Source organism: Exiguobacterium acetylicum, from assembly GCF_019890935.1.
GTDB lineage: Bacteria > Bacillota > Bacilli > Exiguobacteriales > Exiguobacteriaceae > Exiguobacterium_A > Exiguobacterium_A abrahamii.
This window is the reverse complement of record NZ_CP082333.1, coordinates 1,397,658-1,419,588: the sequence shown is the minus strand read 5'-3', so window position 1 is coordinate 1,419,588 and position 21,931 is coordinate 1,397,658. Positions and strand designations below refer to the sequence as shown.

The window sequence follows — 21,931 nt, the reverse complement described above, 5'->3', positions numbered from 1 at the left end:
CCTCCTGATCCATTACGCTAAAGATTGTTACTTGATTAGTAGCATCTTTACTTCTAATTACTGCGTTCATATTCAAAAATCGCCCACGGCAGCCATAAGACTTTTTCTGTCGCCTCGCCTAATTCATTACAATAGTCTGAGTAACGATTCACTTCTTCGAACGTATGGATCAAACCATGGCTGTTTAGTGATAAGTTGAAATGGTGACTGAAATCGCGTTCCAGTCCGTTACACAAATACGAATGAAATGATCCCGAATCAAATCCTAAGACTTCGTACCCGATTTTTTTGGCACCGTCCGTGTCAGGGCTGAGATGTTGTGATACCATTTTTTCTACTCCATAAGGCTCTGAATTTTTACTACTAAAAGCCGCTACATCTTCCAGAAAATCCACTTTATACTGCTCAGGCAAACCGATGCTAATGATACGTATTTCAGGAAGATGATTCAAAAAACGATCTACGAACGTTTGCGCAACATTTAAGTTAGAGAACACTTGAGGAAACAACATATCTCCTGTCTTCCGATGTTCTTCTATCCATTGTTCGAGTAACTGAAAGGTGGTAAGTGAGAGACCAAGTTGCTCCATATAACGGTCTTTCTTTAATTCCGAGTTTCCCCATAAGATACTGATGTCAGGATAGTGTGTACAGATGCATTCACTTACGGATAGAACGGACTCATGAACAACAGCCTTGTCCATGTATTCTTTTCGAGGAGTTGGCAGAATAAGATAGTATCCCGCAGATAGGTAGCTCATAAATTGGCTCCTTGTCATGTAAAATGAATTCAATGAGTGTATGTAATGGATTTGATTCGCTAAATTGAGTAGAAAGGAACTGAAAACATGGATAAAGAACAAGAAAGAGTGCTCGTCCAATCATTTTTTGTCAAGCGCGTTCAAGAGCGCGTTCTACATGAATTGTTCACGCCAAAAAAACGAGATATGGCGCTTCAGCGGTTAGATCACCGGTATTTAAGCATGCTGAAGAATGATTATTTGATTGAAATCAAACCACCTAATTCATGGCCAGACGATACGTATGATTTGTTGAAACAATATGGTGCACCGGATACGTGCTATTGTCTATCAGAAAACGAGCTGATCAGCGGGAAAACGTTACCTCTCCGTGAGGCACTCGAACACGCCATCGGCTTTGGATTCGCCTCGATCATTTCTTGTATTCCAGGCGAATTGGCGTATTTCGAAGCGGAGCAATCTTTCGGTCCACCACCTCGCTATTTGTTGAAGAAACCAAGCAATCGTTAATCTTCATCCTTGCATGCTTGGTTTCTAACAACTACGTCACGTGGTCGTACGCCAAAATTTGCTGAATGCATATCATCATCCTCATGTTCCTCTTAGTCTGCTTCGTATATGCCCTCTCTGAAGTCATACACTTGACTCCATATCTTGATTTTAGTGCCATTGATCGTCACCGTATCCTTCGTCCACTTCACTTCTTTTATTTCGCGACAAGGATACTCCCAGTACATCCTGCGCTTTTCTCCGTTCTTATTCTCGATAATGCCGAGCATCGCATAATCCACCGTCGCGCCACCATTCGCGCGGTAAAAGCGAATCGTGTACGCCTGATCGGGCGAGGTGCTTTTTGAGATATAGTCTTCTTTTGGTACAACATTGATATCAACCAAGAAAAATAGTCGATAGATCGTCCACACGACATATATCGAAAGACTTACACCTGCTATGATTCCCGTTATCTTCAGTTTTTTTCTCACTTTTCAAAACTCCAATTTTTATATATTCTTCAACATTCAATCGTTTAGTCGCCCCAAAAACAAACCAACGTATTCTGTTCGACAGACGCGATGCACATCCGCTTCAACAATTCTAAAAATTGATGTAATTCCATCATTCGTTTATCTGACTGATGCATCGTCCACGGCTCATTCGCATAATGATTCGCTTGATTCATCATCCACGCTTCCTTCGGTGTGCAATAGCGTTGAATAAGCAACTCGCAAATTCCAATCAACTCATTTACTTCTCTCGCTCTAAACAACTTATCGCCGTAAGGATCGAGATCAATCAAGAGGTCACAGCGATTGGAGGTACTTGAGAATTTTTCTCTTAAAAAGCGTTGGACGTGACTCGGAAATGGGAGAATCTCTTTTTCGTTTTCTGGCACTTCTTTTAAACTCGTACTAATCCCAAACATGATCGTCCTCCTTTATATCGTTCCTATGAATGTCAATCATAGTAGTCGATGCCTTCTCCTTTTGGAAGAAATGCTTTTACCTTGTCTTCACTATCAAAACAAGCTTCATTCGAAAACAGATAATAGCCCATGAAATCATGCTCCATCGTGATGAACGACATCTCTTTCGTCGCACGAATGACTGGAACGATACGTTCTTTTTTGAAAAACCACCCTTTGACCATTTTCCGCTCAAACGTCAGGAGATTCGTAAAGGATAGGAAATAAAAATCGTTTACTGCCGCATACCAATACGTTTCATCCAGCAGACGCTCAAGTTCGCTCGCATCGTTCACTTGAACGCTATAAAAAAGACTGCTCTTATCTGGTTGAATCTTTGTATAGCATAGGTTTTCCTTATGAAAAAACGGTTCCACTTCTTCATTCGTAAAACCACCCCCGAACGTGACGAATATTGGAAAGCGATTTAGACGCGTCAAAAAATGCTTCAGTACTTCATTGGAATCATGTTGATAGTCGCGTTTCTCGTCATTCGGAAGACATCCCATCGAATAAATCGACTTAATAGCACCTGGTTGATCAATATCGAGATTACGGTCTTTGATCACTTTTGCATGATTCGTATGTTCTTCGAGATCGATGTATAACATGGAAATCCCTCCACGTATTCTGCTTGATCCATCTACATCATCCAACTAAATCGAGTTGCTGGTTTCATCAATAGAATTCAATGGTACCGTCGTCAGGAAAGATGGCTTTCACCTTGTCCTCGGTATTAAAACAGGGTTCATTCGAAAACAGGTAATAGCCCATGAAATCATGTTCCATAGTGATGAACGACATTTCTTTTTTCACACGAATGACGGGCACGGTACGTTCTTTTTTGAAAAACCATCCTTTGACCATTCTCCGCTCAAATGTCAGGAGATTCGTAAACGATATAAAAAAGTCTTCGTTCACAGCCCCATACCAATAGGTCTCATCTAGCAACAACTCCAGTTCGGTCGCGTCATGCACTTGAACGTGATAGTATAGGTTCTTGTTTGGTCGAACCTTTGTATACGATAGATCATGCTTTTGAAAGTACGGCTCGACCTCCTCGTCCGTAAAACCTCCACCGAACGTGATGAAAATCGGGTAGCGATTGAGACGCGTCAAAAATTGTTTTAAGACTCGATTTGAATCGCCTTGATAGTCTCTTTTAGTTTCCATATCCGGTAGACACCCCATCGAATAGATGAAATCGATACGTTCCGGTCGATCAACGTACAAGTATCTGTCTTTGAACACTTGTGCGTGATTCATATGCTTCTCAAAATAGACATATAACACGATTCCACTCCTCTCTCAATCACTTTATTACCGCTCGATTTCATCTTCTGGAAACAGTGCTTCTATTTTTTCTAACGTATCGAAATCTGTTTCATTCGAAAAGATCAGGACATTCTCGAAATCAAAGCCGGTTTTAAAAAATGTCGTCGGTTTCGTCGTATCGATTACTGGCACTACTCTCTCTTTTTTGATCAACCAGCGTCTTACTCTCCTCGTTTCAAACTTCAATACATCAGTGAAAGCAATCAAATAGTAACCGTTGTTCCAAGCCAATGAAATGGTCTTCGCTAGTATTTGCAATAAGTCAGTCGGTTGATTCACTTCGATGGTCATGTATCTTTCACGCTTAGTGATTAGGATCTCTGTATATGGTAATTGTTTGTGCTTAACCGTAGACAGCAAATCTTCTTTTTCTAAATCAGTCAGTTCATGGAATCCAAAAGAGAGATAGATTGGAAAACGATTTAACCGCGAGAATAACTGGGTTAACACTATTTCGTAAGAGATGACTTCATCTTCTTTTGAATCATCGTCATAATACTCGAAAGAAAAAATGGATGTGATTCGGTCTTGTCCTTTCACTGTCAGATGATATTCTTTAATCGTCTTCGCATGATTTTGCTGTTCTTCGATGTAAATATGCACCCTAATCCCCTCACTTTCTCTGGATTGTCACGGTCTCCATCAGGATTCTCTACTAACGGGTGTTACACTACAAGTATGCTCTCTACTAACGTTCGATAACGAGACATACATAACTCAACTTAGAGGTGATTCCAGTGAAAAAACTTATGCCTTGCGCCATCTGTGGCGAACGCCACGACGAACTCCCTACTGAATATGAAACACTCGGACCGGTCTACTACGAACAAATGTCTGAGAAAGAGCAAGAAACGAAAAGCGAGATGCATGATACGTGGTGTGTCTTAGAACTGAACGGTCCGCATTATTTCGTGAAGGGCATTCTTGAACTTCCGATTGCTGGACAAGACGAACCCTTCTGGTGGATTACATGGGTTAGCCTGAGCCCCGAAAACTTCGCTCGCTTCATCGAGAAGAAACGTCCTCGCATCGAGGAGCCGATGTTCGGCTGGTTTTCAAGCGATCTACCCGCTTACCCGGATACCGTCAACTTAAAAGTGATGGTTCATGATGAAGGAACCGGTCAACTCCCTTTCTTTGAACTCGAGCCGACGGATCATCCTTTGTCGATCGAATTCTATTCCGAAATGACGCTTGCTCAGGTCCATGCCATCGCAGACATCGTCTATGCACAAGAGTGAACCAAATAAACTGAAGCCGCTGTGAAGCAGCGGCTTTTTAGTTTTTACTCTGTTTCGTGATCAAAATATGCGTTCTTTCAGGAATCTCAATGTCTTCTAACTGATCAAGTGCCAATGATAACGTCATACTTTTCACTTGCGGATCGGATTCTTCCCCAATCCAACAAGTATACAATTCGAACGATTCACCCTCGTCTAAGAAGTCATTCATGAACGTAAACAGATAACGCAGCTTTTCTTTCGATTCCAGTGCAATTTCGGAATCAAAAGGTTCAACAATCTCGATGCCCCAGTGACTCGAAATTTCATATACATACCATTTATGAAAATGCTTCGTTTTTACTTCATACAGACAGTCTTCATCCGCAAAACAGGGACCGATATATAAAGGAACAGTTTCATCTTTTTCATCTAAATTGAGATACTGTTCAGGAATTTGTCTTTCCATACAAATATATGATGCTAAGCTCATTGTGCTTCCTCCTTATGTGTGATGTTTTCATCGGTAGTTGAAAGACGTCTTTCCATTGTTCATCTTTCCAAAATGCGCGATCTTTCCATTCGTACAAAAGTGATCGAGCATGCCAAATCGATCTGTTGCATCGCGGGTCACGATGAAGTTATAGGGCATCAATAACGAGAATTCAGACATGAAGTCCTCAAGCGTTTGCTGCGTGGGACGTGCATCTTTCGAAAATAATCCTGTCGTTATTTCTCCTCGATTCAGTAAATGCAATAATTGCTCTTCAAATACCGCTTGCCAATTGGAATCGTGCAACGTCATCACGTGAATCGAATCGTCATTATCTAGAACATCCCGACAACAAAAGACGACCTCGACCGGAAACGAGGCATTCGGTAAAACTGCATCGAAAAAGTTCTCATACTCTGTTCCAACGTCATCAAGTTCCTCATACGCGACTCCATACATCGAGACACAATCGTTCGTGACCCGGACGATTCCTTGTCCTTGTTTTTGGATAATGAGCGTCACTTGTGCTTTAGTCGCCATTTCCTGCTGTTCGATGACAAGGTGTTCGAGAAATCTTTCAAGCTGTGAGTCGTCGGTCATAATCATATGAGATCGGACCGTCCAATCTGAAAAACCGTCGATGTTTGGATTCTGCTTGATTGGTCGTTCCAGTAACTTTACTTCAAATGGATACGAATGCTGACTTACTTGAAGACGAACGAGGTCTTGCCAATCATCGCGTGATAGCAGTTCCCGGAACACATCGATCCAGTCGTTTCGGTCAAGTAGCATCCTATTCTTATTTTTCATCTTTCATCCGACCTTCTAGTTTGCTACAAAGATAGCCCACGATATGTTCATGCGTCGTCCGTTCTTCAAGATCATCATTGTCGACTAATTCATTGATTGTCTCCGAGATGACCTGCCATAATGCGGTTCCGTGATACTCGTCGTATGGTGTTCTCACTTCCGGTCCTCCTTTTATCCTCTTCGGATTTCATTCGAAAAACTCTCCGTTCTTTGAAACGCAGAGATCATGTCTTCTCCAAACAACGTGATGCTACCCTCCCAGGGATGACCGAGATATCCCCAGCGAAAATCACGAGCGATGAAAAAGGAGTAATCGCCATCTGGAACTGCTGGAATCATCCAGTCTCCTTCTTCATTGCGAAGAAACGGACGTCTTGGGTCGATCCAGTATCCTTGATGATTCCAATCGAGTGCCATGACGCGTTCTCCTTCAACGGTCAGGTCGGTCAGAATACGCTTTAACGTTTGCTCGATCTCTTCGCGTTTCTCGTAATCCACTTCGTATGTGATGAACGGACTCGGGGCATGGTATGAGGGGAAAACCGTTGTACTGGGTGCGAACTGAAATTGTTGATCGATGACGTGCCATACCTTCTCGTCCTCCTCTTGCGTCATCGGAATCCAGCTCCACGGTTTCCCCTCGCCAATCAGTTCGAACGTCGCTCCTTCAGGATGCAGAACGGTGTATTTTTCTCCTTCTTGTACTGCGATTTTCAGTTCGTCCTGTACATCGCGTGCTTTTATTTCTTCAAAGATCAATGAGACGGCTGCTTCGACATCAAGGACATGGTAAAAGATATTCGTCGTACCACTACCAATATCTCCCCCTTCGCAGTAGCCGTTCCCCGTATGAAGCAAACCATCATTGATTACTTCTTCCATCATGTGACGTCGCTCGAGTGCTGCTTCTGCCTGACCCTCGTCATAAGAAAACTGGACAACCAGTTCTGTATAATCGGTCTCGTTCAGCTCGCGATAGCCTTGACGTTCAAACTTCTCGATCAGCTGCAAAATCTGTACACCTAATCGTTTGAAGCGCGAGACACGCATCTGTCTTACGTCTTCCGCTCTCACCCATGCTCCAACGATTCCTTGATGTTGAACGATGAGGCGTCCCTCCGTATAGATTGTTTGGTAAAACGTACCGGATTCGCCTTGTTTTGTCAGTTGGATCATGAGTGGTTTCGCTCCCTCCATCACAATGCGTTCAAGTCACGATCTTCTATGTAGCCTAAAAACGTATCTTGCAATGCACCATCTGTCTCTACGGTATCGACCGGATCTCCTGCTTCGTCGACTCGGACAAGTGCCAGTTTCGCTTCAAGCGCAGATCCATTTAGTCCTGAACTCCCATCAATGATACTAAATACATGGGAAACCGTATCGATGATCGTCTGTTCAATCATCTGTCTCATTCGTTTTTGATCCGCTTCGCTCGACTGTTGGTAAAACGCGATGCAGGCCGTATAGTCATTGACGTTTGGATCGACTTCTTCTTCATAGATGTCCTTATAATCTGCCATACCGTCCTGAACGACCGTCCGATGGACCGCTTGAACAAACTCTTCCATCTCTTGATTCATGATTTTTCTCTCCTTTTATCAACAGTTCGTAGTTCATACCTCTCATCTTGAACGCTTACCGATTACATCTATTCGTCTGAACAGTGTCTTATTCTGCCCATACCGACAAACGAGTCCGAGGATCATTATCATCGGTCACCCACTTGATTCCGGTATACCCACGTTTCTTCGCATTCTCATAAAACGCTTCAGATACGTGCTGCTCCTTACAATAGATATCGACGTACGTGCAGTCGTACACCAAAATCGCGATTTGACAATTGCTTTCCTGAAACCACTCATACGTCGTTCCCACTTCTTCAGTCTGACCACTTTGAAATGCAAACAATTCAGCAAAGATCAGGTAATTGCTTGGTCCCCTTAGCCATTTCGCTAGTTCATGTCCTGTCGCTTTCCGATCGATTGAAAACTCTTCTAAACTGTCATACAAGTCCCCATCCATGGTTTGGATCGGAAAATCAAAGTTACGAAGAAACCAGTCATACGCGTTCATCTCGATCGCACTTAATATGTCGAGCAAGACACGTCCCGGTTCATTCGGGATTTTAAACGATACGCCACGCAGACTCATCGAATTCCTTCTTTCTACATTGTTATAAGAAGGCTGCCGTATAAAAACACTGTAGTTCCTGTTCTTCACTCGAACTTCCCCACGTGCAGACGGCATAACCTTGTGCGGTCAGTGTCGTGACCATCTCGACGACTGGCAAACCTCCACTTCCTGTTAAGCCGATGTCGAGCACCTGATCAAGTAACTCCTGACAGTGTGACGGTCGATCATGATTTGCACAAATAATGGTATACATAGCTGGAGAATCACTAATCATCTCGATGGCTGTTGTGAGCTGTTCGATGCCAAATTCAGCAATCCCAACGTAGTACGGTTCTTTCCCCACTTGGACCAGTACTTCTTTCGAGAGGTGAAGCCCTCGAGCGTCTCTTCTCGTTCGAGTAGACGCCACAGCTTGTAATAATCAAAGATTCTTTTGGACTGAAACTCATTTCTGACACACACTACTACATAAAAGCGATACGTGCTTAGCGCATGCTTTTGCGTTAGCTCGTTACGGAACATCTCACTACTGATTTGTTTGAACTGGACGATATCTTCTGGAAACAAAAGCATCTCACCGACCACACATAGTCAGCGAATTGATGAACTCGCATCCGCAAGTCAAGGGTAGACGCGGGTCGTATCGCTATGCTCTTCAAGATACGTTTTCATGAAGCATCTCCTTTTTCATTCCCATTGACACGTTACGCTTTGATTGGTTTCAAATCGTAGATGTACGAGTTCATTTGTTTTGAGATTAGACAGTTTCAGCGAACTTTGAGCTTCATGCGTATAAGGCAATTCGAATCTGACACTTTCGATTTTTTTCAGTAAAAAGGATGCCCAGTGCCAATCGTATTCATTCTCGGAGAGAGCCTCCCATAACGCTTCCTCACAATGATTCGTCTCGTAGACATATAATTTCATGACCGTATTCTCCGCTATCACGGGTAACCCCGCAAATACGGGAAGGTTCGGAATTCGCGGTTTCTGAATGACCAAGGTATAGCCGTCTTTCAGAAGATGGTTCAGTTGTTCGCGGCTATCCGGAAGCTCCTCTTCGATGACGGAAGCCGGCAGTTCTCTGATGCGAATCGGCAGACCCACTTCATATTCAAAGGGATCTTCGAGAGCGAGTAAGTCTTCATGGGAATAGATTATTTTCATGAGATCATCCTCACATTCTTTTATGGAGTGCTTTCAGATTACACGCGCGCCATGCATCACGGACGATATCTTGGAAAGTCGTTGCCTTCGGTTTGAGTTTTAACGTTCTATAATCGAAGCGATAGACGGCTTCGTCCGGACGCTCTTTCAATACCGCATAGTATTCGTCCTGTTTAAACGACGAACCAAAAAAGAAGTATTTGTCGCGGATCGCATCGAAATCGGTTAACGCGTATTCATCAAGACTAACCGAGAGATTGTATTGGATCTCATGCGATAACCCGTTCCAGCTCGTCAGCGGTATACCGTATAAGTTCAACTCTTCGGAAAAACGCATACCGTTACAGACTCTCAAAATCTCTTTATACCACTCCGGAATCGCGAAATGATCGGTCTCGAATGCTTGAATACGGGCTTCCGGACAAGGACTCTCCACGGACACTCGGTAGCTTTGAATTTTTGGTAAGCGATCATACAAACAAAGCTCGTGACTTACCTTTTGCCCCTTGATTGGAATACTGTATTTTAGTTTTTTGTGGTCTTTTCCATAAAATCTCTCCATGGAAGCTAGTACATTCGCCAGAAACCTATCATCAGCTCCTGATGGATTTCTTTCTTTCTTGATGATTGGCATTTCAACGTCTTCTAATGACACGTCTTCCTCGTCATCGTGTTCTTCAAAAGCCTCATGTTCTCCGAGGAGGATTGCGATCCCTGTCACGTTACCGTCTTCTCGTCGGACAAGGACTTCATAGTGTCCGTCCCCCATTAACTGAACGGCGACACCGAACGGAAACAGGAATATCTCGTCTTCCATCATTTCGTCTGAGATCGCGATATAGAACGGGTCGATTTCTTCGTCGAACTCTAGCGTATTTCGAATCTCCCAATCGATGGCTTCCCGTCTCCCGTAATCCGCTGTGTTCATGACGACGAGCTGCGCTGAATCGACGACGACTAGATCGGATAACGGTTCGAAATTGGATGGATCCATCTTCGTTTCTTGATTCATTGTTAGGTAAAGCAAATTGATTGATTCGAACTTATCTTCGTCATAGAAGACCGTCCAAATCGAACCTTGTTCGACTGGAATTGTCACGTTATATTCTACATCCGGCTCAAGGAAAGCCGGATCCGAGACAATCAAATTCCCTTTGTGACTTGTAAACGTGCCTAGTTTTTTCATGGTGTATACCTCTTTCTTACAGATTTCTATCATACCGGAACGGATAGTCGCTCATTCTTTCTCTTCATCAAACGATCGATAGAGCGCTCTCTGCCATGCGACAGTTCTCTTCATCCAACTCGGATCCTCGATGTTCAGGTAGGTTAATGCGTCTTTCGCTAAGTCCTCATGTTCTTGTTTTGTCGTTAGCCCATTCATCACGAAAGATTTTCCATCACCGTCAGGCGTTTCAACTAAATCAGCTCCGACGACAAACCGTTCTTCTACTTTTAAATCAGATACTTTCACTTTATTTGGGAGAATCGTGTCCCCTTCAAAATCGACATAACCAGTCAATGGGACGATACTCGTTTCCATATAAAAATCTTCACTATATTTCGTTATATAGATCATCAAGATTTCCTGAAAGGAGTCTTGTTTACGTCTAAAATGAGGATAGCTTCCTTTGAATCCATGTGCTCGTAAGTACGGCACCATGATCGTTTTCATCGCTTGTATCATCATCTGCCGATTTCCGAGAGTAATGAATCCCACGCGTTTCCGCCCTTTCTAAACAGCTGAGGTCATTGCATTGTTGTAACTCAACCCTTTAATTCTTGTTGCATCCGCCACTCCATGAATCCGGTGGTTTGCTCTTGCCGGAAACAAATCCAATCCGTTAAGGTTTGATTCATCTTCTGCCATTCGTTAATACATTCCGATTTCAAAACCGCATCATCGAGTTGCTCGATTAGTAACCAAGCTTCTGTTAAGGTTGCTGCATCTTCCTCTATTTTTCCTAAATACAAGTCTTCATCGAGATGGTGGAAAGAATACCAAAGTCCATACAAGTGATGATCAATCATTCTCTCGATCGCTAACTGCTCTTGTCCTCCACCACGTGTAATCGCCTCTTGTAAATAGATGAAGCGATCATCTTCATCAAAGAAAAGACCATACCAACGATACGGTCGGACGTCATCCGGCAACTCTTTCATCCACTTCTTCAAAGTCGGTTTTAGAAGACGTTCTTTTAGCGGATGAATCAATAGAAACGAAGCGTCTGTCTCTCCTTCACAGGTGGACAATAACCAATTCACAAACTTCCGTTGTCGCTCGAAGTTCCACGTATTCGCTTCTTCAATGAATCTATCCATATGTACTAACCACTCTTTGCGTAAGCCACGATTTTTGGCAAGAAGAGCGGTGTGAAGACGTGGTAGATCAGAAACGATAGGGTCTTGTAATAACTTATCTAGAAGCGACATGTTGCATCTCCTTTTAAAAATGTCATTGCTCTACTTTCATTTGTTGTCTCGTTTTTCGAAGATGAAACCATAATAGTATTCCCGTGCCTATCGAAAGAACCGGGAAAAGATACGGGATGTACGATTCCTGCTGATGAATCACGTGCATGAAAAAGTAACTAATGAAGCAGACAATTCGAAGCCATGTAGGAAGATAATCTTTACCGATAAAAGCTAAAAACATCAAGGGAATACCCATTCCAAATACTACAATTGGTAAGACAGAGAACGGTGTCACGAACTGAAACAGACCAAGTCCCACCAGAAGATAGGCGAACCAGGACGTCCGTCGTCGAAACTTCTCGCGTTCCTTTCGTCCAGGTTGTATCCCGTAAATATCATCCTGCTTGTATCCTTCCGCTTGTTTCTCGGCAATCAGTTCCTCCATCCGTCGTTTCGCTTGACGCCTCGTCGAGTACTGTTCTTCCTTCTCATCGCTGACATCTTGATCAAGCTTCCATTGCTCGGTGACACCGTGATAGATCTGGATTGTTCGACCATCACGATACAAGTACCAAAAGTACGTAATGCCATCCACCTGTTTACTGAGTGTCTGAATCACGTTAACCCTCCAGATCTGCTAGGACATCTTCTGGATCTAGCTCAAGTCCGACGAGCTCCGGTCCCCAATCCAAGCCACAATACAGTCCGTCGTCAATCATGTTCGGTAACCAACCGTTAATAAACAATTCCAAATCCAATCGAATCAGATGATAGTTTGACCATTCCTTCGTCTGCAGTGCTTTTGCCGCCGCTTCCGTCGAAAAGAATAATAGGACGTCTGTTTCCTCTTGATTCGACGGACAGTACGCCCAGCCCGACTGTTCCAACTTCGATAGACCATAGACAGCACCTGTCTCGAGAACTGTCTGTAAGAAGTCTTCTGCTTGTTCAGCACTCTGTTCCATTTGTTGTTCCTTTTCAACGAATGCATTTAACGTCGGTGCTACCGGAAATAGTTCTTGTTCTTCGTGGTCCCACAAGACGATCGTCTCTGTGTCCGGAAGCTGATATCCGAGTTCATCACCTGTTCCGTCACTGGCAATTCGTAAGAAACCGGATGGGTAGTCCTCCGCATCTGTCGTGTTGACACGAACAAGGTCGTCCCATGTCCGCTTGATATACTGCTCGTCCTTGATCGGATGAAACTCCCATTCGCCGATGCTGAATTTATTTTCGTGCTTGTACCTATTTCGTAGTTCTTTCGGAAGCTCGAAGCCAAGTTCTGCTTCCACCTCTTGTAATCTCTCTTCTGTAACGCCTGGTAAACCGATTTGATGTGTCATCTATATGACTCCTTTGATCTTAAATTAAATTATTTGTAGGTATTTAGTGCATAATCCATCTGATAATCCGTTGGTAAGATCGCTTTTAGCTGATCGACGGTTTGAAAGGCATCTCCATTCGAAAACCACATGAAACCGAGCGCATCATGCGATGGAAGGATAAACGGCAATCCATCACGTGCATCAACTACATGCGTGTATTTCGCTTCTTGAAAGATCCCTCTCCCAGAAGTCTTCAACTCAAACGTATGTCGTGCAAACGTGATGAGGAACGTTTCACTATAAGCAGCTCGAAAGAAGGACTCTTTTAAGACGAAACGCAGATCATTCGCATTCAGCACTTCGATACAACAGTAAAAACTGGTACGTCGCTGATCGCCTTCGTACCGTGGATGTTCATGGCATACGAATGGTCGCGAATTTAAACGCTCTAAGAGGTCCATCTCATCTTCTCTAATCTCATCAAAATTAGTCGTGATATATAAAGGAAAATGATTGAAGCGAACCAGCGTGTCATATAATACTTCCTCCGTCAATTCACTGGTAAAGCTACCTACTGTATGGTCATAACACATGATTTCGTAAATAGTTTGCAATGGACCAAGCACGTTGATTTCGGATGTCTGAAGCATATGTTGGATACTCTTCGACTGAAAAGAATATTCGTCGATTGTCAGCTCGTTCATACTGTATCTCCAATCTGTGTCGTCATCGTTCAATTTTTCCGGTTAAAATTCTTTCCTGCGGGATAAAGTCCGGTCAAACGTCTGCCGTAATGAACTTTTGCCTGCCCCATTCGGATTTTCTTCAGATTAAACTGATCCTTAAAATAATCAATGACGGGTTCAACGATATAAGACGGCTCCAAGATATGAAGGACGAATTCGATCGCTTCTGGACCATATTCATCTTCAACAAAATACCCATTTCCGATTTCAAAAAGAAATTCATTGAGGTCTTCTTCAATGCTCGAACGGCGCTCAAAGATGACGTCATACTCTGTATCCTGACAAAAGATCTCGACGACAACTTCGTGGTAATCCGCTTCTTGAACGACCGAGTATCCGTCCTTTTCTTTCTCAGCTACGAGCTCTCGGATATAGGCATCTAGATTAAAAAAACGCGAGAACTTCTGCTCGCTCATTGATTCTTTCAATCTCTCTCCCATGATGCCGTGAAACGTGTAGAGTGTCCGTCCATCCTTTTCGAACAGCCAAAAATGATTCTGACCGTTCATTGGTTTGATGAGTTGCATGAAGTTCCCTCCACTCTTATAGGTCTGCGAACAATTCGCCATTCAGCTGGCGAATGATCGTATCGTTCGGTAACTGTTGTCGTAGTCGTTTCGCCCAGTCCGTCCGAAGATCATAAGCGAAGTGTTCTTCGTTCGAGAGCAGATAAAGCATTGTTCCATCATGGCCGACAATCACGACGGTCGTATCTTCCGGATAAACGAACCGATCTTCTAAGACACGTGTTTTTCGGTACGTCGTTTCGACCTCTTGTTGAATCGACAAGCGATCGGAATACGAAAACATGAACAGTTCGTCCATCGATGCAACTCCATAAGCGTGTTCAAGGATGAGTTCGAGCATCCTAGCATTTTCAATCTTTACCGTGAAAAAATGACTCTCACTTGTCGATGTTCGTTTTCCACGTAACCAACCGTTCGATTGTTTCTGCCTAGACAAGACATGTGAAGTGAACGACATATTATGCTGCATGAAGAAGGCTTTGTTTTGCTTGTCTTCCTCTTCAAAAGCAAAAAAGGTCGCGTAGATCGGAAAACGATTTTGATGATTTAGAAAATCAAACAGGAAAGTTTCATTTTGATCTGTATCGCCTTGTTCTCCCGATTCAACACTCACGTGATACGCTTTCGCTAGCGGTCCATTTAGTACTAATGGTCGTTGGATATCGTCTTCAAAAAGGGCGCCGGTAATTTCGCATTCGCAAACGAATACCTCCCTGTTAAAAATCGATTCTTCAATTTCTTCATTGTCTCCCACGAGCGGATGTCGTTTTAAATTAAGCAGCTGCATCTCAGTTTCATATAACATCTCATTAAATTCTTCAGTACCGTATTGTTCGATGTAAGCGACTTCCGAAGCAAAGATGGGTACGAACCAGACTGGTAACACCGTCTCCGGTTCCCCGAATGCCGCGTTCCCTTTATAGACTTGAAATGATTCTTCAAAGTAGAACGGTGTCGTCACGTATAGAGCAGCGAAGTCGTACTTCGATAACAACCCAACCGGCATTGGTAAGTACTCGCCTAAATCATAAGCGTGTCCAGTCTTTAATGCTTCCAGCGTCAAGCGATAGATCAATTCAATTAAATCCGACTCGGCATCTTGTTGCATGACAGATAGCATCACTTCTTGATGGACAACGGAACCGTTCTCGAATTGCAATGGGTGATGCAATAATCCAAGTGATGTCACGGTATTCGCATTCGCAAACGGTGCATTTTGAAACTGCAACATTTGAATCGCATGATCTTGTAATTCTTCCATCTCAAGGTGACCAGTACTTTCACCACAATGGGCTTCTAAGTGTTCTATGTAATTCATATTTTTATATCCTCATTTCATGACATTAAAAAATGTCATTTCCAATAAATATCTTCTACCATATATTATATATTTCATAATACAATTTTGGGATTTTTTATTTTTTCCTAATGGAGGGTATCGTGACATCTGAAAACGACAAAAATGACTCCGGTTCAATACCGAAGCCATCTCATAGCAATGTAAAAAGATAAAGCGACTTTTTAAAGTGTTCATCCGTTAGGATTCACTCACATGTACCGTTTTCGTTTGTAGGACTTTCCTTCGATCCATGTCCAAATCCGAATTGATAGGTAAACATCAATTATACCAATGATTAACGCAACAACAATCATGAGAACACCATTATTACCAGAAACGAATAGAGGGTGTAAAATTGTAAAAGTAATACTTAAAAGAATCGGCAATGTGATACCCATCCAAACAGAATTAAACAATAGTGCCTTCCACATCCATATCATCCTTTTATGTGTAATAGTTGGTTTAAGTGTAGCATCTAGTGAACAGAAGAAACGAATTGCATGTTAAGAGCGACTCCATGTCGCAATCACTTGGAAAAAAATGATGCTTTCTTTAAGCCTTTATTTTTTGTTGCTTAATCAAAACAGAGTCATCATTCTTCCGGTAAATTTTCGTTCGTAATCTATCTCCCACCGTGTTTATGATGATGTCGATCGTATTCTCATTTTCCCAGTACAATTCATATCCATATAAAGAGATAGGGTTCAATATACTTCTTAACGGTATAATGACTGATTGCGGTAATTCAAATATACATCCATCATATAGGCTTTTCCGAGACTTCATATCAGTAATCACTAGAAACAAATTTAGGTTAACAGGTGTCAATTTTGCTTTTAGAGTAGCTCTCATTGTTTTCGTTTTGTTATTTTTCCTAGATATGTTCTGTACGAATATAAAGTTCTGTTCATACACATAATTTTCTATTTTATTTAATTCATCATCGGTTATACATTCTCGGAATATTGAATGTCTAATTCCTTCTAATAAAGTCCTCAACGTTTCTTTTAAAAAATCTAAATTCTTTTTTGACTTTAATTCCTCCATCTTAGTTTCTTTAAAATAATATTCGCGTCCTTCACCATTTTCACTTCTGATTTTTAGTTTTTCTTCTTCTGTTAAACTTTCATAAAAAATAACATAAAGCGAACTGTATTTCGGAAATTGTACCTTTAATTTTTTCAACATCCTTTGAAACATAAAGATCAATGGTTCATTTTTTGGATCAAAATAGTTAATATCCAACTCATTATTTGCATTTTTCTCAATATATAACACTTCGAGTTCTAACATGATTTTCACCTTTCTAAAAAGTTGTAATGATATGGTGGTTTCAACTTATATCTTAAGGCACTTTTTACTGATCTAGACGAAAAATATGCCTCAATTGGATTGAACGGATGTATAAGTAAGGGTAATTCCTTTTAAAATTTTTTTCGAGATCTCTATATATCAAAATCCAATTCAGTTGATATATTCCATTTTGATTACAATTCAAAATTAACACGTTTATATGTAAGCGTTATCATTATACTGTAAACGATACTAATTCTTTGTTTAGGAGTTGAATCGAATGGATACGGTCATCAGTCATTATTCGAAATTCAAATGCCCACGTTGTAGTGAGAAATTCAAGGATAAGATTCTCATTGAAGATTTACATAGTGTATCGCACGAGGAGCGGCGATTAGGTGTTGAAATCCAGTATGACTTCTCTTCGGAAGTCGCTTGTCCGAACTGCCACCACCAATGGCTCATCGAAGGAAACGTCTGGGAGTATCCTGAAGGCGTCATCGATGCGATTGAACTATAATATGCCTATTCTACTCTAAAGCACTTCCCTATTTCTCAAGTGCGCTACATATGAAGCGTTGCCTTGATGTACACTATCGTTAAAGCAAAAGTGTATTTCGGAGGTGTTCGCATTTGAAAGTGAAGCTTTTATCGATACTGCTCTTTCTGGTAACCTGCCTAGCAGGATGTAGCGATTACGATCAAGACGGAAATACGACAAGCGAGAAAGCAAAACAGAAATACGATGCAGCTATCAATCAAGTCATTAAATCTGAAAATCAATACTTGAAGAAACAACAGGTTGATCGACAACTAAAGCGAAATTCTGGAGAAACGGGCGTCATCGTCTATGAGGATCAAGATTTAATCGAAATCTATTACGACCAATCATCTGGAGGAGAAAGAGCCATTTATCAGAAAAAAGGATCTACTTACGCGCGGAAGACGTATACGAAACAAATCAGCCGTAAAATCGATGACTCTGAAAAAAAATATCTTGAGAACATTGGAATCAAGTAATTTCAATTTTTTATGACCGCATTTAAATGGTCGATGACTCCCTTCTTTGATTGGGTCATCGTCCTTTTTTTGTATGTTCTCACCTTTCTTACGCTTAAGAGCATCCATTTTGTGGTACAGTTCAAATGGTATTTTTTAAAATATTTTCTTTAAGGTGGGAATTAATGTTGGGAAAAATTGTTTCAATTATCATTCCTGTATACAATAAAGCGACGGATCTCTCGACGTGTATCGCGTCGATTCAGGCACTCACGCTTGACCATTCAACGATGGAAGCGATTTTCGTTGATGACGGTTCGACGGATGAATCGTTGTCGATTCTCCATACGGCTGCACAAACGATGGATTTCATTCGCATCATCGAAATTCCCGAAAATACGGGAAGTCCTGCCCATCCGCGAAACGTCGGAATCGAAGAAGCGACAGGTAGATACGTCACGTTCTTAGATGCTGATGATCGCCTCGATCCGGTCGGATTTCCTCAGCTCGTCGCGCAAGCCGCTTCAAACGATGCCGATATCGCATTCGGTCAAACGATCAAACATACCGACACGTCGATACAAAAAGTCGGGCGGTTCGCATCGTTCACGACTGCCAATCAGATTGTTCCATATGAAATCGACAAAGTATTTCGCGCGGTTGGACCTCCGGGGAAAATCCTGAAGCGCTCCGTCTTGATCGAGCATAACATCCGGTTCAGTCCAATGAAGTTCGGTGAAGATAAACTCTTCTTCTTCGAAGCCATCTCCAAATGTCAAACGGCTTCGATGAATCCGGCACCTGTCTATCACGTCAATCGATTCGCGATGAATGACTCGTTAGTCGGACAGACGAGCATCTTCGAGAAGACGACATTTAATTTACAGGTGCTTGAGAAAACGCTTGAACTGGATATTCCGACAGTCGCCAAGACTCATGCCTTGAGCCGTCTGATCGAGATGGATTTCCTCTCCCGTCTGTTCAACAACAAACGGTTCCTTGAGCATCCGCAACACCAGACCTTCTTTGATTTATTCCGCGAGATGATTGCGATCTTTGAACGACATGGTGCAGATCCATCCGATTTCATTTTCGATGACATCTTCCAAAAGCAGTACGCCTTGCTGCAGCAACAAGATTACGACAGCTTCGTCACCTTCATCACGCTGCTTGTTCAAAAACATAAAGCGCGGCGCTATGTATCGGAGAACCGTCTTTTTTATAGAATGCCGGAATCACTACACCATCTCGGACCTGTCCTTGAGCCGTTCTTTGCCACGTATGCAGGCACGCGTCTCGTTGATGGTGTCTTCTATGAAGTCGTACAATTACTCAAAGACGACACGGCTTCGGTCGATCAAGTTCTCTTAATCGCGCCTAACGATGAAGCAACGGAAACCGTCGTTCCATTCCATATCGAAGGGACTGAATTATTCATTTCGACGGAGGGACTCGAACGACATTCATATCCATTCCAATTGATGCTGATCCATGACGACTATCATCCGTTCGTCGTCCGGATGACGTTACCGAGTAGTGTCAATGGGATGCATCTGCATTACCAGCAACTTAAAGTCGAGTTTCGTCCAGCGGAATCCAGATCACCTGTACAGAAAATCGACGCGACGAAATATCATGTCGATGCACCGACGCAAGTCGTTGTACTCGAGAAGGCTTTCTTGTATGACGATCTGGAATTTGAGCATAAGCAGACAGCACTTGAAGTCGGGCAATTGCTGGCGATTTCCGATCTTCAGTTGACACTGGCCGGCACACCACGACTCGTCACGGTTGATGGTGCTTACGTCACGGCAAACAAAAAATACGTCCATCTTCCGCCTATGATTGATGACGAGACGTATCTGACTGATCTTCCGACAACAGTCCGGATTTTAAAGACTTGTAAACAGTATGCTGATCGTGACTTTAAAAACGAACTACCAACGAAAAATACACCGGGTACGGTTCTTTCGATTGAGAAGATCGTTCTGTCATCCAAAGGCACCCCACGCTTAAAAACGGCTCAGGATACGTACATCACAGCCAATCGTTCATTCGTTCAACCCATTCATGAAGCTTAACGATACGCCTAGGGACATCTTCATTTCATCCCTAGGTTCCTTATTATTCCAACATTGTATGCTATAGTATTGGCAAGGTTCACCAAAGAGATTCACATTTCATGACGCTCATTAAAATTGTAAGCGCTATATAAGGAGATGCCCTATGAAACGAGATTTGTTTTTTACATTGAATACGTTAGCGACCCAACGTGGCGGTTTATCAAAAGCAGTCATTAAACGAGCGAACGCGATCATCGCGGCGGATCCGGAGCGAAACGTGACGCTCGTGACGTTAGGGATTCAACCGAATCTCGAAACGATTCGTCAAGAGATGGTCGAGGCACGGTTACTTGATCCTCGCATCCAGGTCGTCAATGTCATCAATTTTTTAGCACGTCGCCAGGCAGACAAACGGTCTGTCGTCTCTTCGAAAGCCGAATTGATTCCACGCTGGGAAAAACGGTATACGTTGTTCCTCGACGCGAGTCGCGCCGAAAAAGATTCGTATCGGTTGTTCGACAATGGTACATACGTCCAGTACGCCCGGTTTGATGCTAACGGTCAGCTTAGCTTCATCGATTATTTTTCAGAGAATCGTCATCGTCTGCGCCGCGAAGAATACTTGGATAACGGGCAGTTGGTGCAGACGATCCAGTATTCGTTTACATCGAACAAGCCGGTCTCTCGTTCCTTCTTCCATAGTGACGGGACATGTTATTTGACGATTTGGCACAAAATCAACTCAGCGGACTGGAGTCATCTGTTTCATTTCGAAGCCGGTCAGGAAAGACAGTTCAATGATCCGGCAACCTTTAATACGTTCGTATTGAACAAACTGTTAGGTCAGCATGAGGCGGTCTTGATCTCGTCCGAATACCGGGATCGTCTTGCCAACCTACCGAAAAAGAATTTAGACGCAGTCATCTTGGACATCAAGCATCCGAATATCAAAAAAATCGCCTTCGGACACAGCAATCACTTCGTCTCCCCCTTCAACGAGACGGCAACGGTCAGCGGTGTCTGGGATACGTTATTCGGTCGCATCGACGAGTGGGATCGAGTCATCACGGCAACCCCTCGGCAACAAGCACATATGACCGATCAGTTCGGTCATCCGGAGACGTTCCATGCGATTCCTCACGGTGTCGGTGCGGTGCCGGAAGCGGATTATACGGTTCTTCCTGAACCTGATCCAAATCGGTTCATCGTCGTCTCGCGCATTCAAATCAAAAAGGATGTCGCTGCCAGTATCCGTATCATGCGGAAGATCGTCGACCAGCATCCGAATGCTTTCCTTGATTTCTATGGCTTCGGTTACAACGATCAACTCGAAAAGGATCTTCACGCGTTGGTTAAGGAACTGTCACTGACGAAACAGATCCGGTTCAACGGATTCATCACGAACATTCAAGACGCCTATCATGGCGCCGTCGCAACGATCTTCACGTCGCAATCCGAAGGGTTCGGGATGGCGATCCTTGAGAGTATGGGGCACGGTGTTCCGGTCATCGCCTATGACATCTGTTATGGTCCGCGTGAAATCATCGCGCACGGGACGACCGGTTATATCGTTCCACCCGGTGACACGTCAGCTTTTGCAGCAGCAGCGATCCGCTTGATGGAGCAGCCCGCTCTACGCCGTCAAATGGGAGAAGCCGCCCTGCACTCGATCAATCGGTTTTCTGATGATCTCTTTACGACAAACTGGTTAACGCTTTTGAGTGAGCTCGACTAATCGGTTATTGACCTTCTCCTCTGTGAGAAGGTTTTTTTCGTCTATCCACCAAAGTCCGTATTGTTTTTCAAAATTTGGGATGTTTTAGCTATTGATTGTGATAGA

At 43.0% G+C, this 21,931-nt stretch carries 29 protein-coding genes; 6 read left to right on the top strand and 23 right to left on the bottom strand.

The genetic code is table 11. From position 1 onward, the window contains the following. Positions 1-53: 53 nt before the first annotated feature. Positions 54-761, bottom strand: a complete 708-nt coding sequence (locus K7G97_RS07290; protein WP_262415813.1) for a hypothetical protein — start codon at positions 759-761, stop codon at positions 54-56. Positions 762-848: 87 nt separating this feature from the next. Between K7G97_RS07290 and K7G97_RS07285 the strand changes: the two genes are divergently transcribed. Then, the gene (locus K7G97_RS07285; RefSeq protein ID WP_023468065.1) at positions 849-1,271 is read left to right on the top strand and encodes a hypothetical protein; all 423 of its coding nucleotides are present in this window, start codon (positions 849-851) and stop codon (positions 1,269-1,271) included. Between the two features lie 92 nt (positions 1,272-1,363). Here K7G97_RS07285 and K7G97_RS07280 read toward each other — a convergent pair whose 3' ends face one another. From K7G97_RS07280 to K7G97_RS07260, 5 genes are all read right to left on the bottom strand, one after another. After that, a complete protein-coding gene (locus tag K7G97_RS07280; RefSeq protein WP_223041794.1) occupies positions 1,364-1,744 on the bottom strand; it encodes a DUF5412 family protein in 381 nt (126 codons plus the stop codon). Between the two features lie 44 nt (positions 1,745-1,788). Beyond that, a complete protein-coding gene (locus tag K7G97_RS07275) occupies positions 1,789-2,184 on the bottom strand; it encodes a hypothetical protein (protein ID WP_223041793.1) in 396 nt (131 codons plus the stop codon). Positions 2,185-2,216: 32 nt separating this feature from the next. Continuing rightward, on the bottom strand, positions 2,217-2,834 hold the full coding sequence (locus K7G97_RS07270; protein WP_223041792.1) for a hypothetical protein: 618 nt from the start codon (positions 2,832-2,834) through the stop codon (positions 2,217-2,219). A 67-nt stretch (positions 2,835-2,901) separates the two neighbouring features. Then, positions 2,902-3,516 carry a hypothetical protein gene (locus K7G97_RS07265; protein WP_223041791.1) on the bottom strand — a complete coding sequence of 205 codons (615 nt, stop codon included), beginning with the start codon at positions 3,514-3,516 and terminating at the stop codon, positions 2,902-2,904. Positions 3,517-3,543: 27 nt separating this feature from the next. Continuing rightward, a complete protein-coding gene (locus tag K7G97_RS07260) occupies positions 3,544-4,161 on the bottom strand; it encodes a hypothetical protein (protein ID WP_223041790.1) in 618 nt (205 codons plus the stop codon). 134 nt (positions 4,162-4,295) lie between these two features. Between K7G97_RS07260 and K7G97_RS07255 the strand changes: the two genes are divergently transcribed. Continuing rightward, entirely contained in the window at positions 4,296-4,799 is a 504-nt protein-coding gene (locus K7G97_RS07255; RefSeq protein ID WP_223041789.1) for a DUF2199 domain-containing protein, read from the top strand. A 37-nt stretch (positions 4,800-4,836) separates the two neighbouring features. On the opposite strand, the gene K7G97_RS07250 is transcribed toward K7G97_RS07255, so the two are convergent. From K7G97_RS07250 to K7G97_RS07170, 17 genes are all read right to left on the bottom strand, one after another. After that, positions 4,837-5,271 (bottom strand): hypothetical protein, encoded by a 435-nt coding sequence (locus K7G97_RS07250; RefSeq protein ID WP_069940513.1) that lies wholly within the window; start codon positions 5,269-5,271, stop codon positions 4,837-4,839. Positions 5,272-5,298: 27 nt separating this feature from the next. Then, on the bottom strand, positions 5,299-6,063 hold the full coding sequence (locus K7G97_RS07245) for a hypothetical protein (protein WP_223041788.1): 765 nt from the start codon (positions 6,061-6,063) through the stop codon (positions 5,299-5,301). A 7-nt stretch (positions 6,064-6,070) separates the two neighbouring features. Next, positions 6,071-6,238, bottom strand: a complete 168-nt coding sequence (locus tag K7G97_RS07240; protein WP_167368361.1) for a hypothetical protein — start codon at positions 6,236-6,238, stop codon at positions 6,071-6,073. A 14-nt stretch (positions 6,239-6,252) separates the two neighbouring features. Next, positions 6,253-7,257 (bottom strand): DUF2716 domain-containing protein, encoded by a 1,005-nt coding sequence (locus K7G97_RS17455; RefSeq protein WP_262415812.1) that lies wholly within the window; start codon positions 7,255-7,257, stop codon positions 6,253-6,255. Between the two features lie 20 nt (positions 7,258-7,277). Then, the gene (locus tag K7G97_RS07230; protein WP_058705264.1) at positions 7,278-7,664 is read right to left on the bottom strand and encodes a hypothetical protein; all 387 of its coding nucleotides are present in this window, start codon (positions 7,662-7,664) and stop codon (positions 7,278-7,280) included. A gap of 88 nt (positions 7,665-7,752) precedes the next feature. Beyond that, positions 7,753-8,235 (bottom strand): DUF2691 family protein, encoded by a 483-nt coding sequence (locus K7G97_RS07225; protein WP_223041787.1) that lies wholly within the window; start codon positions 8,233-8,235, stop codon positions 7,753-7,755. Between the two features lie 22 nt (positions 8,236-8,257). Beyond that, entirely contained in the window at positions 8,258-8,560 is a 303-nt protein-coding gene (locus K7G97_RS07220; protein ID WP_223041786.1) for a hypothetical protein, read from the bottom strand. A gap of 344 nt (positions 8,561-8,904) precedes the next feature. Next, entirely contained in the window at positions 8,905-9,384 is a 480-nt protein-coding gene (locus K7G97_RS07215) for a hypothetical protein (RefSeq protein WP_223041785.1), read from the bottom strand. 10 nt (positions 9,385-9,394) lie between these two features. Next, positions 9,395-10,570 (bottom strand): SMI1/KNR4 family protein, encoded by a 1,176-nt coding sequence (locus K7G97_RS07210; RefSeq protein WP_223041784.1) that lies wholly within the window; start codon positions 10,568-10,570, stop codon positions 9,395-9,397. A 51-nt stretch (positions 10,571-10,621) separates the two neighbouring features. After that, positions 10,622-11,104, bottom strand: coding sequence for a DUF4304 domain-containing protein (locus K7G97_RS07205; protein WP_223041783.1), 483 nt, complete (start codon positions 11,102-11,104; stop codon positions 10,622-10,624). 47 nt (positions 11,105-11,151) lie between these two features. Beyond that, complete coding sequence (locus K7G97_RS07200) at positions 11,152-11,706, bottom strand: hypothetical protein (protein WP_223041782.1); 555 nt, start codon at positions 11,704-11,706, stop codon at positions 11,152-11,154. 133 nt (positions 11,707-11,839) lie between these two features. Next, complete coding sequence (locus K7G97_RS07195; RefSeq protein ID WP_223041781.1) at positions 11,840-12,418, bottom strand: hypothetical protein; 579 nt, start codon at positions 12,416-12,418, stop codon at positions 11,840-11,842. A gap of 1 nt (position 12,419) precedes the next feature. Further along, positions 12,420-13,142, bottom strand: a complete 723-nt coding sequence (locus tag K7G97_RS07190) for a DUF2750 domain-containing protein (RefSeq protein WP_223041780.1) — start codon at positions 13,140-13,142, stop codon at positions 12,420-12,422. Positions 13,143-13,171: 29 nt separating this feature from the next. Further along, entirely contained in the window at positions 13,172-13,828 is a 657-nt protein-coding gene (locus tag K7G97_RS07185) for a hypothetical protein (protein ID WP_223041779.1), read from the bottom strand. 29 nt (positions 13,829-13,857) lie between these two features. Beyond that, the gene (locus K7G97_RS07180) at positions 13,858-14,397 is read right to left on the bottom strand and encodes a hypothetical protein (RefSeq protein ID WP_223041778.1); all 540 of its coding nucleotides are present in this window, start codon (positions 14,395-14,397) and stop codon (positions 13,858-13,860) included. A 16-nt stretch (positions 14,398-14,413) separates the two neighbouring features. Next, positions 14,414-15,715, bottom strand: coding sequence for a suppressor of fused domain protein (locus tag K7G97_RS07175; protein ID WP_223041777.1), 1,302 nt, complete (start codon positions 15,713-15,715; stop codon positions 14,414-14,416). A gap of 573 nt (positions 15,716-16,288) precedes the next feature. Beyond that, positions 16,289-17,029 (bottom strand): hypothetical protein, encoded by a 741-nt coding sequence (locus K7G97_RS07170; RefSeq protein ID WP_223041776.1) that lies wholly within the window; start codon positions 17,027-17,029, stop codon positions 16,289-16,291. A 280-nt stretch (positions 17,030-17,309) separates the two neighbouring features. Between K7G97_RS07170 and K7G97_RS07165 the strand changes: the two genes are divergently transcribed. The 4 genes from K7G97_RS07165 (at position 17,310) to K7G97_RS07150 (ending at position 21,826) form a co-directional block, all read left to right on the top strand. Then, positions 17,310-17,549, top strand: a complete 240-nt coding sequence (locus K7G97_RS07165; protein ID WP_223041775.1) for a hypothetical protein — start codon at positions 17,310-17,312, stop codon at positions 17,547-17,549. A 113-nt stretch (positions 17,550-17,662) separates the two neighbouring features. Next, on the top strand, positions 17,663-18,049 hold the full coding sequence (locus K7G97_RS07160) for a hypothetical protein (RefSeq protein WP_223041774.1): 387 nt from the start codon (positions 17,663-17,665) through the stop codon (positions 18,047-18,049). 164 nt (positions 18,050-18,213) lie between these two features. Beyond that, a complete protein-coding gene (locus tag K7G97_RS07155; RefSeq protein WP_223041773.1) occupies positions 18,214-20,109 on the top strand; it encodes a DUF5776 domain-containing protein in 1,896 nt (631 codons plus the stop codon). A 145-nt stretch (positions 20,110-20,254) separates the two neighbouring features. Continuing rightward, entirely contained in the window at positions 20,255-21,826 is a 1,572-nt protein-coding gene (locus tag K7G97_RS07150) for a glycosyltransferase (protein WP_223041772.1), read from the top strand. Positions 21,827-21,931: the final 105 nt, after the last annotated feature.

Coding starts and splice junctions, on each gene's coding strand:
- K7G97_RS07185 (WP_223041779.1), bottom strand. CDS start 13,828: ATGAACGAGCTGACAATCGACGAATATTCTTTTCAGTCGAAGAGTATC.
- K7G97_RS07275 (WP_223041793.1), bottom strand. CDS start 2,184: ATGTTTGGGATTAGTACGAGTTTAAAAGAAGTGCCAGAAAACGAAAAA.
- K7G97_RS17455 (WP_262415812.1), bottom strand. CDS start 7,257: ATGATCCAACTGACAAAACAAGGCGAATCCGGTACGTTTTACCAAACA.
- K7G97_RS07170 (WP_223041776.1), bottom strand. CDS start 17,029: ATGTTAGAACTCGAAGTGTTATATATTGAGAAAAATGCAAATAATGAG.
- K7G97_RS07215 (WP_223041785.1), bottom strand. CDS start 9,384: ATGAAAATAATCTATTCCCATGAAGACTTACTCGCTCTCGAAGATCCC.
- K7G97_RS07165 (WP_223041775.1), top strand. CDS start 17,310: ATGGATACGGTCATCAGTCATTATTCGAAATTCAAATGCCCACGTTGT.
- K7G97_RS07180 (WP_223041778.1), bottom strand. CDS start 14,397: ATGCAACTCATCAAACCAATGAACGGTCAGAATCATTTTTGGCTGTTC.
- K7G97_RS07245 (WP_223041788.1), bottom strand. CDS start 6,063: ATGCTACTTGACCGAAACGACTGGATCGATGTGTTCCGGGAACTGCTA.
- K7G97_RS07150 (WP_223041772.1), top strand. CDS start 20,255: ATGAAACGAGATTTGTTTTTTACATTGAATACGTTAGCGACCCAACGT.
- K7G97_RS07155 (WP_223041773.1), top strand. CDS start 18,214: ATGTTGGGAAAAATTGTTTCAATTATCATTCCTGTATACAATAAAGCG.
- K7G97_RS07200 (WP_223041782.1), bottom strand. CDS start 11,706: ATGGATAGATTCATTGAAGAAGCGAATACGTGGAACTTCGAGCGACAA.
- K7G97_RS07290 (WP_262415813.1), bottom strand. CDS start 761: ATGAGCTACCTATCTGCGGGATACTATCTTATTCTGCCAACTCCTCGA.
- K7G97_RS07270 (WP_223041792.1), bottom strand. CDS start 2,834: ATGTTATACATCGATCTCGAAGAACATACGAATCATGCAAAAGTGATC.
- K7G97_RS07285 (WP_023468065.1), top strand. CDS start 849: ATGGATAAAGAACAAGAAAGAGTGCTCGTCCAATCATTTTTTGTCAAG.
- K7G97_RS07225 (WP_223041787.1), bottom strand. CDS start 8,235: ATGAGTCTGCGTGGCGTATCGTTTAAAATCCCGAATGAACCGGGACGT.
- K7G97_RS07250 (WP_069940513.1), bottom strand. CDS start 5,271: ATGAGCTTAGCATCATATATTTGTATGGAAAGACAAATTCCTGAACAG.
- K7G97_RS07210 (WP_223041784.1), bottom strand. CDS start 10,570: ATGAAAAAACTAGGCACGTTTACAAGTCACAAAGGGAATTTGATTGTC.
- K7G97_RS07230 (WP_058705264.1), bottom strand. CDS start 7,664: ATGAATCAAGAGATGGAAGAGTTTGTTCAAGCGGTCCATCGGACGGTC.
- K7G97_RS07175 (WP_223041777.1), bottom strand. CDS start 15,715: ATGAATTACATAGAACACTTAGAAGCCCATTGTGGTGAAAGTACTGGT.
- K7G97_RS07190 (WP_223041780.1), bottom strand. CDS start 13,142: ATGACACATCAAATCGGTTTACCAGGCGTTACAGAAGAGAGATTACAA.